The sequence below is a fragment of the Nonomuraea sp. NPDC003709 genome, from assembly GCF_040610775.1.
GTDB lineage: Bacteria > Actinomycetota > Actinomycetes > Streptosporangiales > Streptosporangiaceae > Nonomuraea > Nonomuraea angiospora_A.
In genome coordinates, this window is the sequence record NZ_JBEXMW010000011.1 from 375,536 (window position 1) to 390,389 (window position 14,854).

Sequence of the window (14,854 nt, forward strand, 5' to 3'; positions counted from 1 at the left end):
GTGGCGCGGACGGCCATCAGGAGCCCTTGCGGCCGGCCGCGGCGACTCTGCGTTCCCACGCGGCGTGCCGCTCGGGCGTCCAGGCGGCTTCCGTGGCGTGCCACGAGACCGGCGTGGCGCCGGTGGCGGTGGACAGCCGCTCCGCCAGGTCGTCCGCGAGGTGGGCGCGGCCGGTGGCGCGCAGGTGCTCCATGTAGCGGACCGGGTCGTTGTAGTAGGTCGGCCCGACCTGCAGCGTCGCCTGCATGGGGTCGGGCAGCGCGCCCGGCCGGCCCGCGTAGGTGTGCCACCATTCCGACAGGTGCGTACGCATCTGCGCCGCCAGCTCCGGCTCCTTCTCGATCAGGTCGGTGGTGAGGTGCGGGTCGGCGGTGACGTTGAAGAGCTGCTCCCACTCGGCGCGGAAGCTGCCCGGATGGTAGGTCCGCATGTAGAGGTGGTCGCGGGTGCGGACCGCCCGCTGGTAGGTGTGGGCCCCGTGGCCGAGCACCAGGTACGGGCGCGACGGGATCTCGGACCCGCGTACCGCGTCGGCGAACGAGTCGCCCTGCCACCCGCCCGGGGCCGGGATGTCCAGCAGGTCGCAGAGCGTGGGGGCGAGATCGATGTTGTACAGCAGGGCGTCGCAGCGGCGCGCGTCCTCGGGCAGGTCGTCGGTGACGCCCGGCCAGTAGACGACCAGCGGCACCCGGTGGACCGGCTCGTTGGCGTGCCCGTGCTCGGCGTAGGAGCCGTTCTCGCCGAAGGACTCCCCGTGGTCGGCGCTCACGATGATCGCGGTCTCGCCGGCGATGCCGAGCTCCTCCAGCGTGGCCAGCAGCTCCCCGAACAGGCTGTCCCAGTACATGATCGTGCCGTCGAACCCGTTGATGAGGTGTTCGAAGTCGGCTCGGGTGCGGATGGCCTCCGGCATGTTGTGCGGGACCGGGGAGCTGCGCGGCAGGACCGAGTAGTGCAGGTCGAGGGCGCTGCGCGGCCCGTAGACCTCCGCGTGGCCGTCGATGGCCTCCTGGTCGGGCCAGGCCGGGGGCGGCCCGGAGGCGGCCGCCCGCTCGGTCCAGCCCGGCTCGGTCAGGTACGGCGTGTGCGGCTCCCAGTAGGTCAGGTGCAGGTACCAGTCGTCCTCGTGCGCGTGCCGGCGGATCCAGTCCAGACCGACCCGGTTGATGTCGCGCCCGTCCTCGTCGTTGATCTCGTTGCTGGCCCGGATCGATTCGCGGAAGTTGCCCAGGAAGTAGTAGGCCCGGTGCCGCTCGGCGAACATCGACACGGCGGCCGTGTAGTAGCCGTGCTCGCCCAGCCGCTGGCCGAGCAGCGGGCGTTCGGGATGGTTGCCGTGGCCCGAGTCGAGGCGGTACCTGGCGGCCTCGCCGAAGTGCCCGACGACGCCGTTCGTGATGCCGAACTGCCCGCTGGTCAGCGCGGTGCGTGAGGGCAGGCAGGGCGAGTCGGAGCAGTAGTAACGCTCGAACACCACGCCCTTGTCGGCCAGTGCCTGCAGGTTCGGCGTGGTCGGCCGCTGGTAGCCGTAGGGCTGCGTGTGGTCGGCTCGGAGCGTGTCGACGTCGATGTAGATGACGCGCATGGAAACCCTTCGTGTGTCGGTCAGTCGAGATCGCGGGCGCAGCGGAAGCCGGTGTTGCCTCCGGAGGTGTCCGGCGTGTTGTGCGAGCGGGCGGCGACGCGGTAGCGGTTGCAGTAGGAGGCGTGGCAGAGGTACGAGCCGCCGCGCGTCACCCTGTCGGTGCCCGAGGGCGGACCGGCCGGGTTCCGGGCCTGCGCGGGGTGGTCCGTGCCCCACCAGTCGGCGCACCACTCCCAGACGTTGCCCGCCATGTTGTGCAGGCCGAAGTCGTTGGGCGGGAACGCGTGCGCCGGGGCGGTCCCCGCGTAGCCGTCCTCGGCCGTGTTCGTGGCCGGGAAGCGGCCCTGCCAGATGTTGGCCAGGTGCCGGCCCTCGGGGGTGAGCTCGTCGCCCCACGGGTAGCGGCGCTGGTCGTGGCCGCCTCGGGCGGCGTACTCCCACTCCGCCTCGGTCGGCAGCCGCTTGCCGGCCCAGCGGGCGTAGGCGCCGGCGTCGTGCCAGGACACGTGGACGGCCGGATGGTCGCCGCGGTCGTCCAGGCCGCTCCCCGGCCCTTCGGGATGGCGCCAGTCCGCCCCCCGGACGGCCGCCCACCACGGGGTGACCTCGGGCCGCGGCGAGATCCGGCGCAGGTCCCGGTTCAGGAAGCGGACGAAGACGTAGGACCAGCCGATCCGTTCGGCTTCCGTGACGTAGCCCGTCTCGGCCACGAATCCCGAAAAATCGTCATTCGTTACTGCGCAGCGGTCGATGAGGAACGGCGAGAGCTCCACCGAGCGGACCGGGCCCTCACCGTCGGAGGGGAAGCCCTCGGCGTCCTCGCTGCCCATCCGGAACCGCCCGCCGGGCAGCCGCACCATCCCGGCGTCGGAGCCGCGCCCCGCCCGCAGGGGCTGCGCCGCCGCCGGCGCGCCGGACGGCGGGCGGCCCGGGGTACAGCAGGCGCTCATGCCACCGCTCCGGTGGCGGCCAGCTCTCCGGCGAAGTGGCACGCGGCCAGCTGTCCCGTTTCGGTGGGCGTGAGCTCCGGCGCCCGCTCGACGCAGACCGTACGGTCCGGGCGGTTCAGCGGCCCGATCGGGCAGCGGGTGCGGAACCGGCAGCCGGTCGGCGGATTCCTGGGGCTGGGCAGGTCCCCGCCGAGCACGATCCGCTCGCGGGTCCGCCCGGCGGTGTCCGGGACCGGCGACGAGGCCAGCAACGCCGCCGTGTACGGATGTTGCGGCGCGGTGTAGACCGACTCGGCGTCGCCGATCTCGACGAACCGGCCCAGGTACATCACGGCGACCCGGTCGCTGAGGTGCCGCACCACCGCGAGGTCGTGGGCGATGAACAGGTAACCGAGATCGAGCTCGTCACGCAGGGACTCCAGCAGGTTGATGATCTGCGCCTGGATCGACACGTCCAGCGCCGAGACGGGTTCGTCGAGCACCAGCAGCTTCGGCCGGGCCGCGAGGGCGCGGGCGATGCCGATGCGCTGGCGCTGCCCTCCGGAGAAGGCGTGCGGGTAGCGGTCGAGGTGGCGCTCGCTGAGGCCGACGCGCTCCATGAGCGCCACCACCTCGGCGTCCCGCTCGCCCGCCGGCAGGCCGCGCACGGCGAGCGCCTCGTCCAGGGACTGGCGGACGGTGCGGCGCGGGTTCAACGACGCGTACGGGTCCTGGAACACGTACTGCACCGTCTCCCGCAGCTCCTTGGCGCCGGCCCCGACGCGGACCGACCCCGAGGCCGCCGCGTTGATGCCGACGATGGTGCGGGCCAGGGTGGACTTGCCGCAGCCGGACTCGCCCACCAGCCCGACGGTCTCCCCGCTGGACACCGTGAGGCTGACCCCGTCGACGGCGTACACCGGCCGGTGACGCCGGATCAGTCCCGCCCTGTCGGCGGCGACGTCCACCCGCAGGCCGTCGATCTCCAGCAGCGGCACCGGTGTCCGGTCGCGCCGGCCCTCGGCGGCGGCGGTGCGCATCGGCGGGATCGCCGCGCCGCGCCGCGTGACATGGCAGGCGGCCAGGTGCCCGTCGCCGCCGCGCGGCGACAGCTGCGGCACCTCCCGCGCGCAGACATCCTCGCTCAGGCGGCAGCGCGGGTGGAAGGGGCAGCCTTCCGGCAGGCGGGCGGGGTCGGGGGGAGCGCCGGGGATGGAGGGCAGCCGCCGCCCCGCGGAGTGCTCGTCGATGCGGGGCATGGCCGCGAGCAGGTCGGCGGTGTACGGCAGCTCCGGGCGGCCGAAGATGACGTCCACCGGGCCGCGTTCCATGACCCGGCCGCCGTACATCACGACGACCTCGTCGCACATCTCGGCCACCACGCCCATGTCGTGGGTGATCATCAGTACCGCGATGCCCAGCTCGTCGCGGAGCCTGCCGAGCAGCCGCAGGATCTGCGCCTGGACGGTCACGTCCAGCGCGGTCGTCGGCTCGTCGGCGATCAGCAGCGAGGGCGAGCCGGCCAGGGCCACCGCGATCACGACGCGCTGCCGCATGCCGCCGGAGAACTGGTGGGGGTAGTCGCGGATCCGGCGCTCGGCGTCGGGGATGCCGACCTGGACCAGCAGCTCCAGGGCCCGCCGCCGGGCCGCCCGCTTGCCGGTGCCGTGCACGATCAGCGCTTCGGCGATCTGGTCTCCGACGGTCATCGCAGGGTTGAGCGCGGACTGCGGGTCCTGGAACACCATCGCGATCTCCCGGCCGCGCAGCTCCCGCATCCGCTTGTCCGGCAGGGTCAGCAGATCCGTGCCGCGGTAGCGCACCTCCCCCGAGGTGATCCGGCCCGGGGGACGCACCATGCGCAGGATCGAGCGGGCGGCCACGGACTTGCCGGAGCCCGACTCGCCCACGATGCCGACGATCTGCCCGGGGCTGATCGAGAACGTCACGTCGTTGACCGCGTGGACCACGCCGTCCGCCGTGTCGAACTGGGTACGCAGGCCGCGCACCTCCAGCAGGGAGTCGTTCATCGTCGGTTCGCCGCCTGGTTCAGAGCGTCGGACAGGAGGGTGAAGGCCAGCGCGAGCAGCAGCAGGACGAGGCCGGGGCCGAGCACGTAGGAGGGCAGGCTGTCGATGTAGCGGGCGCCCACGTTGAGCATCGCGCCCAGCGACGGGTTCGGCGGGTTGATCCCGAGCCCGACGATGCTCAGCCCGGCCTCGATGAAGATCGCGACCACCATGAACACGGTGGCCTGCACGAGGATCGGGTCGGCCACGTTGGGCAGGATGTGGCGGACCATCACCGTCGAGCGCGGCACGCCGAGCACCCGGGCCGCCAGCACGTACTCCCGCTGCTGCTGGGCGAGCAGGCCCGCGCGGGCGAGCCGGCCGAAGCCGGGCAGACCGGCGATGACGATCGCCGTGAACAGCGCCTTCCAGCCGGCGCCGATCATCATGACGATCATGATGCCGAGGATCAGGCCGGGGAAGCCGAGGATGATGTCCAGCACGCGCTGGGTCACCGAGCCGAGCCTGCGCGACACGTAGCCGGACAGGCCGAGCAGGGTGCCGATCGCCATGCTCACCGGCACCGCGGTGAGGATCAGGCTCAGGTCGGTACGCAGGCCGTACAGCGTCCGCACCACGATGTCGCGGCCGAACTCGTCGGTGCCCAGCGGGTGTCCCATGGACGGCCCGGCGAGCGCGTCCCTGGCCTGCTGGTCGTAGCCACCGGGGGCGAGCACCGGCGCGAGCAGGGCCAGCGCGACCAGCAGCGTCAGCAGGACGGCCCCCGCGAGCCCCTTCGGGGTCCGGAACGCCTGCGCGTAGCGGGCCGGCGCGCCGCCGCGCTCGCGCCGCCGCCGGACCGGCTTCTCCCCCGCCGCGATCACGGGCGCTCTCTTCGCAATCGTCATGTCACTGCCCCAATCGGATGCGGGGGTCGAGGGCGGCCAGGGAGATCTCCGTCAGCAGTTGCGCGATCACGGCGATGAGCACCGTGCCGACGATGAGCACCTGGATGACCGCGTAGTCGGCGCTCTGCGCGGCCGAGACGGCCAGCTGCCCCAGCCCGTTCCTGGCGAAGATCGCCTCGATGACCACCGCGCCGGCCAGCAGGTCGCCGAACCTGATCCCGATCGCCACCACCGCCGGGCCGAGGCTGTTGCGCAGCACGTGCCGGACGCTGATCCGCCGGGTCGGCACGCCCTTGGCCACCGCCAGGTCGACGAAGTCCTCCTGGCGCACGGCCAGCATCGAGGTCTGCACCAGCCGCGCCACCCCGGCCGACATCGGCAGGGCCAGCGCCAGCGAGGGCAGCAGCAGGTACTGCAGCCCGAGGTCCGGGCGCTCCAGCACCGACATCTCCCCGCTGATGGGCAGAAGCCGGATCGCGACCCCGAACGCCAGGATGAGCAGCAGCCCGACCAGGAACGGGGGCGCGGCCAGCAGGCTGGTGTTCGTCGCGTCCGCGAGCGCACGCGACCACCGCGAGCGGGCGGAGCCGGCCAGCACGCCCAGGCCGATCCCGACCACGGCCAGGAACAGCCCGGCCAGCACCGCCAGCTCCACGGTGCTGCCGACCCGGGTCGCGATCAGCTCGGCCACCGGACGGCCGTACTGGAAGGACCGCCCGAGGTCGCCGGTGAACAGGCCGCCCATCCAGCTCAGGTACTGCGACACCAGCGGCTGGTCCAGGCCCAGCTGGGCACGTACGGCGGCGATGGTCTCGGGGGTGGCCTCCGGGCCGACGATCACGGCGGCCGGATCGCCGGGTGTCAGCCGCGGCAGCAGGAACGCGATCACGCTGGTGGCCAGCAGCACCAGGACCACCGACGGGACGCGCTTGACCAGGTAGCGGATCATCGGACCAGGCACGTCTCACGCGAGAGGAGCCCGCCGGAGACCAGGGAGAACCCCTGAACGGCCGTGGACTTGACCGTGATGGCCGGCGTCGTCGCCAGCACGTGCTGGACCGCCTGGTCGAGCATGTACGCGGTGAGCTTCTGCACCGCCTCCGCGCCGGCCTGCCCGCCGCCCGCCTCGATCACCCCGCGCACGAGAGCGGTGTACTCCTTGCTGGTGAAGGTGCGGTGGGCGCCTTGCAGGCGTACGTCCGGATTCGTCTGCGCGACCAGCGACGGGCTGGGCACCTGCCCGCGGAAGGACAGGTAGTTGCCGCCCTTCCCGGCGGCGAGCCGCGACTGGTAGTCCGGCGCGGGCAGGGCGACCAACTTCGGCCGGAGCCCGACGTCGGTGAGGTTGTTGGCGATGATCTGGTACACGGCCTGCAACTGGGGGTTGTTGATGATGGTGATCGGCACCTCGGCCCCGCTCGCGCCGGCTTCCTTGATCAGCTCCCGTGCCCGGGCGGGATCGTGGCGGTAGGCGTTCTCGCGGTCCTTGGGGTACTCCGGTCCGGCCGGCCACACCAGGCCGCCGGTCTCGCCGAGGCCGCTGAAGACCTGCTGCTTGATGCGGTCGCGGTCGATGGCGTACCCGACGGCCTGGCGGGCCTCCTTCTTGGCGAACGCTCCGCTCGCGGTGTCCAGGACGAGGGAGTACAGCACCTGCTGGCCCTCGTAGAGCTGGAACTGACCACCGTTCTGGGTGACGGTGGCGGCGTCCTGCGTCGTCAGGCCGGAGGCCAGCTGCGTCCGCCCGGACCGCAGCGCGGCGAGCTGAGCGGTCGAGTCCGCGATGACCACGTTCTCGATGCGGTCGAGGTGCGGCAGGCCCCGCTGCCAGTAGCGGTCGTTGCGGACCAGCACGAGCTGGGCGCCCGGCTGGTACCGCTCCACCTTGTACGGCCCGGTCCCGACGAACTTCGAGCCGTCGGCGAGGTCCTTGTAGGTCTGCGAGTCCACGATGGGGGTGTCGTCGAGGACGCTCGCCAGCACGGGCGACAGGGGTGTCTCGGACTCGATCGTCACCTCGTGGTCGCCGGTCGCCTTGAGCCGCCAGCCGCCGATGATCTGCTTGTCGTTCGACGGGCTCGCCGGTTCGAGCGCCTGCTTGAAGGTGAACAGCACGTCGGCCGAGGTGAAGGGGCGGCCGGAATGGAAGGTCACGCCCTGGCGCAGGCTGAGCGTGGCGGTCCGGTCGTCGGCGCCGACCTTCCACGCGGTGGCCAGCAACGGGACCGGGTTCGCGATGTCGCCGCCCTTGACGCTCATGAGCGGTTCGAAGACCCCGCGTACCCAGAACAGGTTCGCGGCGCCCTGGGCGAGCACCCGGCCGGGGATGGGCGGCTGGGCGCTGGCGACGACCAGCGTGCCGCCCTCGCGGCAGCTCGCGGTGGACCCGCCGGCGGCTTGTTGCCGCTCCAGCTGGACCGCGGACTGGCAGCCTGCCGTCAACGCGGACGACAGGGCCAACGCCAGCAGGACTCGGAGATTCGGACGGGAGTATGGACGGCTTTGTACGCCTGTGCGCATGGTGGAACTCCTCGTGAAGCCGGGGACGACGCCGCCTGCGCTTGCGCCGTCATGCCGACTGACGCACCGGTCCACGCGGGACCGGCACCGGGGGGTGTTTCTGGAAGGTCAGGCCTTCGTGCTCGGGATCGCTTCGAGCCGCAGCAGACTCGTCTCGAAGAGCCCGCACATGTCGGTCGCGGGGTCGCGGAGCCATTGCAGCTGCAGGCCGTTCATCAGAGAGACCAGTTCGGCGGCCGTGGCGGCCGGATCGAGGGACGGGGACAGCCGTCCCTTCTCCTGGTCGGCGATGATCAGCCGGGCGATCCGGCCGCGGACTCGCTGGTTGCGCTGGTAGAAGAAGTCGTGGGCCGGGTGCGCCGGGTTGAGGCTCTCGGCCGACTGGACGGTGAACAGCCGGACGAGGCCGGGTTGGGTCTCGTTGCGGCGGCAGAACGCCATCAGCCATTCCGTGGTGGTAACCTCCACACCCTGGAACTGCGCTTCGACGTGCTGCTCGTCTTGGAGGTCGCGCTGCTGGAGCACCGCGAGGATGAGGGATTCCTTGCTGTCGAAGTGGTGCAGCAGCCCCGGCTGGGAGACCCCGACCTTCTGGGCCACCTCAGCCAGGCTCGTGCCCCGGAAGCCCGCGACGGCGAACGCGTCCGCGGCGACGGCGAGGATCTGCTCCCGTCGCGCGGCGGCCGGGCGGCGGACCCGGCCACTCTCCGCTCGTGCCATGCGTGCCTCCTCTTCGACGCCGACCGGCTCACTGGTCCGGTTACCACAGTGTGAATTACTCGCAACCTACCGAGTACTCGGTAAGTAAGGAAGCCCTACTCGCCAGTAACTTACGGCGTGGCGGCGACTTCCGTACGCAGTCGCAGCAGCGCGTCGCACGGATCGGCCGGCAGATCCCGCAGCAGGCCGACCAGGAGGCGGATCATCCGGGCCGGCGAGCGGTCGCTCGATACCGCCACAAAGCCGTAATGGCGACCCCCGGAACCGGGGGTCGCCATGGGCCGGGGCTCCTACTTGAGGCTGTCCGGGACGCCGGACTTGTCGCCGAGGCCGACGAGGTAGTCCGCGTACTCCTTCACATTGTCCTTCTTGACGAGCTTGCCCTGCAGCGTCTCGTCGGCCTGCACCTGCTTGCCGCCCAGGACGTCGGAGGCCAGCGAGACCACCTTCTGCCCGAGCGCGAACGGCGACTCGGCGTTCGTGGCGTACATCTCGCCCGCCGCGACGGCGGCCAGCGCGTCGGCGATGCCGTCGTTGCCGACGACCTTGACCTTGCCCACCAGGTTGCGGGCCTTGAGCGCGGACAGCACGCCCATGGCCATCTCGTCGTTGGCCGCGTACACGCCGTCGATGTCGGGGTTGGCCTGCAGCACGTTCGTCATGACGTTCAGGGCCTTGGCCCGGTCGAAGTCGGCCGCCTGCGTGGCGACGACCTTGATGTCCTTGTGCGTGGCGATCTGCTGCTGGAAGCCCTTGCTGCGGTCCTGGGCCACGTTGGTGCCGAGGATGCCCTGGATCTCGACGACCTTGCCCTTGCCGCCGACGGCCTCGGCCAGCGCGTCGGCCGCGTTCTTGCCGGCCTGGACGGCGTCGTAGCCGACGAACGTGGCCAGCTTGCCGCCGGACGGCTTGCGGTCGAAGGCCATCACGGGGATGCTCGCCGAGTTCGCCTGGGTGACGGAGCTGCTGGCCGACTGGCTGCCCACCGGGTCGAGAATGAGGATCCCGGTCTGCTTGGAGATGGCGGTCGTCGCCTGGTTGAGGAAGGTGGCATCGGAGTTGTCGGCGTTCTGCACGTTCAGGGTGATGCCACTCTTGGCGGCCTGGGCCTCGGCGCCGTCCTTCACGCTGATGAAGAACGGGTTGCCGAGCGTGCTCATGATGATCGTGGCGTCCTTCTTGCCGGACGCCTGGGAGGCGCCCGTGGTCGCCTCCTCGCCGCCCCGGCTGCAGGCGGTGAGGGAGACGGCGGCCAGGATCGCGACGGCGACGAGTTTGCGGGGAGTGCGCATGGATCTTTCCTTTAGATGTGCTGGGCGAGTTCTGGGGTACGGACGGGGGATTCGGCCCTGCGTGGCACGAGCCTGCGCAGGATGTCCACGTTGCGGTCGAGGAAGACGGCCAGGAGGATGACCAGGCCCTTCACCACGTCCTGAAGGAACGGGGAGACGTCGAGCAGGTTCATGCCGTTGTCGATGACGCCGAGCACGAGCGCCCCGACGAGGGTGCCGAGCAGGGTGCCGCGACCGCCGGCCAGGCTGGTGCCGCCGATGATGACGGCCGCGATGGCGTCCAGCTCCAGGCCGGCGCCGGCGGTCGGCTGGGCCGTGGACAGCCGGGCGGTGATGATGAACCCGGCCAGGGACGCCAGCACGCCGCTGATGACGAAGGCGAGGATCTTGACGCGGTGCACCCTGATGCCGGACAGCCGGGCGGCCTCGACGTTGTCACCGGTGGCGTAGACGTAGCGGCCGAAGCGGGTGCGGGCCAGGACGTACCCGAAGATCCCGAACGCCACCAGCATGATCCACACCGGCACCGGCACGCCCGCGAACCGAGCCTGCCCGATCCCCTGGAAGTCGTAGTCCGTCACCGGGATCGGGTTGCCCGAGGTGATGTGCAGGGTGAGCCCCGCGAACACCGACATCGTGGCCAGCGTCGCGATGAACGACGGCATCCTGGTCCTGGTCACGAGCAGGCCGTTGACCAGCCCGATGGCCGCGCCGGTCGCCAGGCCCGCGGCCAGCGCGGGGATCAGCCCGTACGGGCCGAGCGTCAGGGCGGTGACGACGGCGGAGAAGCCGAGCGCCGAACCCACGGACAGGTCGATCTCGGCAAGGATGATCACATAGGTCTGCCCGGCCGCGAGCAGCGCGGCCACGGAGGTCGCGAGCGCGACGTTGAGCAGGTTCGTCGGGGTGAGGAAGACCGGCGAGGCCACCGAGAGGACGATCCCTACCAGGAGGAGCATCCACACCGCGCGCAGCCGGCCCGCGACGGTCTTGAGCTTCGAGGTCATGCGGCACCTACCAGTGCGTGCTTGAGGATGGACTGCTCGTCGAGGTCGTCGCCGGTCAGCTCGGCGACGAGCCGTCCCTCGCGCATCACGACCACGCGGTCGGACATGGCGACGAGTTCCGGCAGGTCGGAGCTCACGAGCAGGACGGCGACGCCGTCCGCGGTGAGCTGGTTGATGATCCGGTAGATCTCGGTCTTGGCCCCGACGTCCACGCCGCGGGTCGGCTCGTCCATGAGCAGCACCCGCGGCCGGGTCATCACCCACTTGGCGAACAGGGCCTTCTGCTGGTTGCCGCCGGACAGCGAGCTGACCGCGATCGACGGGGAGGCGGCGCGCACCCGCAGCTCCGAGATGACCGCACCGGTGGCGGCGCGCTCCTTGCCGCGCCGGACGACTCCGCTCCCGGAGCTGAAGTCGCGCAGCGAGGCCAGCGACACGTTCGCCTCGACCGACTGGCCCATGCACAGGCCCTCCGCCTGCCGGTCGGGCGACAGGTAGGCGATCCGGCTGCCGATCGCGTCCTGGACGCTCGCGACGCGTACGCCGGAGCCGTCCACGAGCACGGACCCGCCGGTCATCGGCTGCAGGCCGAACAGCGCGCGCAGCAGGTCGCTGCGCCCGCAGCCGACCACGCCGCCGATGCCGACCACCTCGCCGGCCCTGACCTGGAGGTCGATGTCGTGGAAGCGGGTGCCGCCACCGCCGCGCACCTCCAGCACGACCTCGTCCCCGGCGTTGCGGTCCTTGGGGTAGAAGTCGTCCACGGCGTCGCCGACCATCGCGGTGACGACCTCGGCCGGGGTGAGCCGCTCGGTGGGGGCGTCGAGCGTGACCCGGCCGTCGCGCAGCACGACGATGCGGTCCGACAGGGCGAAGACCTCGTCCAGCCGGTGGCTGATGTAGATCACCGAGACGCCGGCCTCGCGCAGCCGGTTCACCTGGGCGAAGAGCTGCTCGGACTCCTGCTCGTCGAGCGCCGCGGTCGGCTCGTCGAGGATGATCAGCCGCAGCTCGTGCGTCATCGCCTTGGCGATCTCGAGCATCTGCCGCTCGGCCACGCTCAGCTCGCTGACCTGGCGATGCACGTCGATCTCCATGCCGAGGCGGCGCAGCGCCTGCCTGGCCTCGGCGGCCATGCGCTGCTTGGAGACGAACAGGCGGCCGAAGACGCGCTCGCGGTCCAGCACGTACATGTTCTCGGCCACGCTGAGGTGCGGGAACAGGTTCTGCTGGAACTCCTGGTAGATGACCTCGATGCCCTGCGCCATCGCGGCCTGCGGGTCCTTGAGCACCGTCGCGGTCCCGTCGATCAGCAGCCGTCCCGAGTCGGGCTGGTGCGCGCCGGAGATCACCCGGGTGAGCGTGGACTTGCCCGCCCCGTTCTCCCCGACGAGCGCCACGACCTCGCCGGGTCCGACGTCGAAGCTGACGCCGCGCAGAACGCTGTTGTCGCCGAAGGACTTGCGCACGTCGGCCAGCTGGAGATGCATGCCAGGCCCCCGATCAGTACACGACGCCCGCGGTGAGCAGGACGTTGGCGTACGGGGTGAACTCGCCGGAGCGCACGGCCGCCCTGGCTCCGGCGGTGGCCTGCTTGAACTCGGTGTGCGGCAGGAACTCCAGCGTCAGGCCGAGCCGGTCGAAGCGTTCCTCGATCGCGGCCAGCATGTCCGGGCTGTGCTGCTTGATCTCCTCGGACAGCCGCACGCCCTCCACGGCCACCTCGTCGAGCACCGCGTCCAGCAGGTCGAGGAAACGCGGCAGGTTCTCCCTGACGGCCAGGTCCACGCGTTCCACCTCCCTCGGGATGGGCAGTCCCGCGTCGGTGACCACGATCGTGTCCGTGTGGCCGAGCTCGGAGATCACGCGGGCGAGCTGGGCGTTGAGCGTTCCTTGGTTGCGCCTCATCGGGTGGCTCCTTCCATGGAGGTGTTGACCATTGGCTCGACCTCGTCCCTGCCGGGGAGCGAGGGGCTGGCTCCCGCCTTGGTGGTGGCCAGGGCGCCGGCCGCCATGCCGTACTGGATGGCGGTGTCCACGTCGAGGCCGGCGGCGAGGGCGCCGCCGAAGAAGCCGGTGAACGCGTCGCCGGCCGCCGTGGTGTCCACGGGCGTCACGGCGTACGCGGGGAAGTGGCGGGTGCGTTCCTTCGTGACCGACAGGGCGCCGCCCGCGCCGAGGGTGATGATCGCGTGGCTCACGCCGCGCTCCAGGAACCAGGCCGCCGCCCGCTCCGCCGACTCCAGGTCCGTGACCTGGACGCCGGTCAGCACGGTGGCCTCGCTCTCGTTCGGGGTCACGATGTCGAGGTACGGCCACACGTCGTCCGGCAGCTCCTGGGCGGGCGCCGGGTCCAGGACCACGGTCAGCCCGGCCGCCGCGCCCTCCCGCGCCGCGTGGCAGGCGACCTCCGTCCGGATCTCGAGCTGGAGCAGCAGGACTCCGACCCGGTCGCGGACGCGCTCGATGCTCTCCGTGACCATCGCCTCGTCGAGGGAGGCGTTGGCGAGCGGCGTGATGACGATGTCGTTCTCGCCCGAGGCGTCCACGCGGATGTGGGCGACGCCCGTACGGCCCTCGACCGTGCGGACCTCGGTGAGCGTGACGCCGTGCGTCTCCAGGCCGGACAGCACGATGTCGCGGAACGGGTCCTGGCCCACGCAGGCGGCCATCCAGGTCGGCGCGCCCGAGTGGGCCGCGGCCACGGCCTGGTTCGCGCCCTTGCCGCCGAGCACGAGGGTGAAGTCGTCACCGAGCACGGTCTCACCGCGCCGCGGCAGCCGCCGGCTGAACGCCGTGACGTCCGCGGTGATGCTCCCGACGACGAGAACACCGGTGGGTTCCATGGGGGTTCCTCCAGATTCGGGGATGGGTGAGCCGAGGGCACGGCCCATGTGCCGTGTCCTTGCGGGTGCGGGGTCGATCAGATCCCGGCGGGGTGCCAGACCGTCTTGGTCTCCATGAACGTGGTCATGCGTCTCGTCCCGTGGTCCTCCGCCGCGGTGAGCACGCGTTTGAAGTTCTCGGCCGCGGCCTGTTCGCAGGCCTGCTTCAGCTCGGGGGCCGCCACGCCGGTGAGGTCGAGCCCGTTGACGTCCATGTGCGCCGCCAGCCACGGGGCCAGCTCGGCCTGGTGCCCGGTGAGGATGTTCACGACGCCGCCCGGCAGGTCGGAGGTGGCCAGCACTTCGGCGAACGTGATCGCGGGCAGCGGCGCGCGCTCCGAGGCGACCACGACGCAGGTGTTGCCGGTGACGATCACGGGTGCGACGGCGGTGACGAGGCCGAGGAGGGGCTCGGCGGGCGCGATGACCGCGACCACCCCGGCCGGTTCCGGCGAGGACAGGTTGAAGTACGGGCCCGCGACCGGGTTGGCCGTGCCGCGCACCGCGGCGATCTTGTCGGACCACCCCGCGTACCAGACGAGCCGGTCGACGGCGGCGTCCACCTGCTCCAGCGCCTGCTTGCGCGGGCCGCCGAGCTCGTCGGCGAACTGGGCGCGGCGGCCCTCCAGCATCTCGGCGACCCGGTAGAGGATCTGGCCCCGGTTGTAGGCGGTGGCGCCCGACCAGCCGGGGAACGCCTTGCGGGCGGCCACCACGGCGTCGCGGGCGTCCTTGCGCGAGGCCCTGGCGGCGTGCTCCGTTCGCGTCACGGGGTAGGACCTCCCGCTCTCCGAGCGCGGGAACGCTCCACCGATGAAGAGCTTGTACGTTTTGCGCACGGTCACTCGTCGATCAGACATCGAGGTATGCCTCCAATCCGTGCAGACCGCCCTCGCGGCCATAGCCGGACTCCTTGTAACCGCCGAACGGCGAGGCCGGATCGAACTTGTTGAACGTGTTGGCCCACACCACCCCCGCCCGCAACCGGTCAGCCATCCA

Annotated in this window: 15 protein-coding genes; all 15 read right to left on the reverse strand. The window is 71.5% G+C overall.

What is annotated here, in order from left to right; translation table 11 throughout:
* Positions 1–16 precede the first annotated feature (16 nt).
* Positions 17–1,585 (reverse strand): sulfatase, encoded by a 1,569-nt coding sequence (locus ABZX61_RS32400; protein ID WP_355199923.1) that lies wholly within the window; start codon positions 1,583–1,585, stop codon positions 17–19.
* A gap of 20 nt (positions 1,586–1,605) precedes the next feature.
* Positions 1,606–2,535 (reverse strand): formylglycine-generating enzyme family protein, encoded by a 930-nt coding sequence (locus ABZX61_RS32405; protein WP_355199924.1) that lies wholly within the window; start codon positions 2,533–2,535, stop codon positions 1,606–1,608.
* Entirely contained in the window at positions 2,532–4,544 is a 2,013-nt protein-coding gene (locus tag ABZX61_RS32410; RefSeq protein ID WP_355199925.1) for an ABC transporter ATP-binding protein, read from the reverse strand. The genes ABZX61_RS32405 and ABZX61_RS32410 overlap by 4 nt, the downstream gene beginning before the upstream one ends.
* Positions 4,541–5,431 carry an ABC transporter permease gene (locus ABZX61_RS32415; protein WP_355199926.1) on the reverse strand — a complete coding sequence of 297 codons (891 nt, stop codon included), beginning with the start codon at positions 5,429–5,431 and terminating at the stop codon, positions 4,541–4,543. The genes ABZX61_RS32410 and ABZX61_RS32415 overlap by 4 nt, the downstream gene beginning before the upstream one ends.
* Position 5,432: 1 nt before the next feature.
* Complete coding sequence (locus tag ABZX61_RS32420) at positions 5,433–6,380, reverse strand: ABC transporter permease (RefSeq protein ID WP_355199927.1); 948 nt, start codon at positions 6,378–6,380, stop codon at positions 5,433–5,435.
* A complete protein-coding gene (locus tag ABZX61_RS32425) occupies positions 6,377–7,951 on the reverse strand; it encodes an ABC transporter substrate-binding protein (protein WP_355199928.1) in 1,575 nt (524 codons plus the stop codon). The genes ABZX61_RS32420 and ABZX61_RS32425 overlap by 4 nt, the downstream gene beginning before the upstream one ends.
* Before the next feature lie 108 nt (positions 7,952–8,059).
* A complete protein-coding gene (locus ABZX61_RS32430) occupies positions 8,060–8,671 on the reverse strand; it encodes a TetR/AcrR family transcriptional regulator (RefSeq protein ID WP_355199929.1) in 612 nt (203 codons plus the stop codon).
* A 110-nt stretch (positions 8,672–8,781) separates the two neighbouring features.
* On the reverse strand, positions 8,782–8,949 hold the full coding sequence (locus ABZX61_RS32435; protein ID WP_355199930.1) for a hypothetical protein: 168 nt from the start codon (positions 8,947–8,949) through the stop codon (positions 8,782–8,784).
* A gap of 12 nt (positions 8,950–8,961) precedes the next feature.
* Positions 8,962–9,963, reverse strand: a complete 1,002-nt coding sequence (locus ABZX61_RS32440; protein ID WP_355199931.1) for a substrate-binding domain-containing protein — start codon at positions 9,961–9,963, stop codon at positions 8,962–8,964.
* An 11-nt stretch (positions 9,964–9,974) separates the two neighbouring features.
* Positions 9,975–10,970, reverse strand: coding sequence for an ABC transporter permease (locus tag ABZX61_RS32445; RefSeq protein WP_350735823.1), 996 nt, complete (start codon positions 10,968–10,970; stop codon positions 9,975–9,977).
* A complete protein-coding gene (locus ABZX61_RS32450; RefSeq protein WP_355199932.1) occupies positions 10,967–12,460 on the reverse strand; it encodes a sugar ABC transporter ATP-binding protein in 1,494 nt (497 codons plus the stop codon). The genes ABZX61_RS32445 and ABZX61_RS32450 overlap by 4 nt, the downstream gene beginning before the upstream one ends.
* A gap of 13 nt (positions 12,461–12,473) precedes the next feature.
* Complete coding sequence (gene rbsD / locus ABZX61_RS32455) at positions 12,474–12,878, reverse strand: D-ribose pyranase (RefSeq protein ID WP_350735829.1); 405 nt, start codon at positions 12,876–12,878, stop codon at positions 12,474–12,476.
* Positions 12,875–13,816, reverse strand: a complete 942-nt coding sequence (locus ABZX61_RS32460) for a ribokinase (RefSeq protein WP_350735832.1) — start codon at positions 13,814–13,816, stop codon at positions 12,875–12,877. The genes rbsD and ABZX61_RS32460 overlap by 4 nt, the downstream gene beginning before the upstream one ends.
* A gap of 77 nt (positions 13,817–13,893) precedes the next feature.
* A complete protein-coding gene (locus ABZX61_RS32465; RefSeq protein WP_355199933.1) occupies positions 13,894–14,715 on the reverse strand; it encodes an aldehyde dehydrogenase family protein in 822 nt (273 codons plus the stop codon).
* On the reverse strand, positions 14,708–14,854 hold a 147-nt coding region (locus ABZX61_RS32470), incomplete at its 5' end, for an aldehyde dehydrogenase family protein (RefSeq protein ID WP_355199946.1). The genes ABZX61_RS32465 and ABZX61_RS32470, both read right to left, overlap by 8 nt.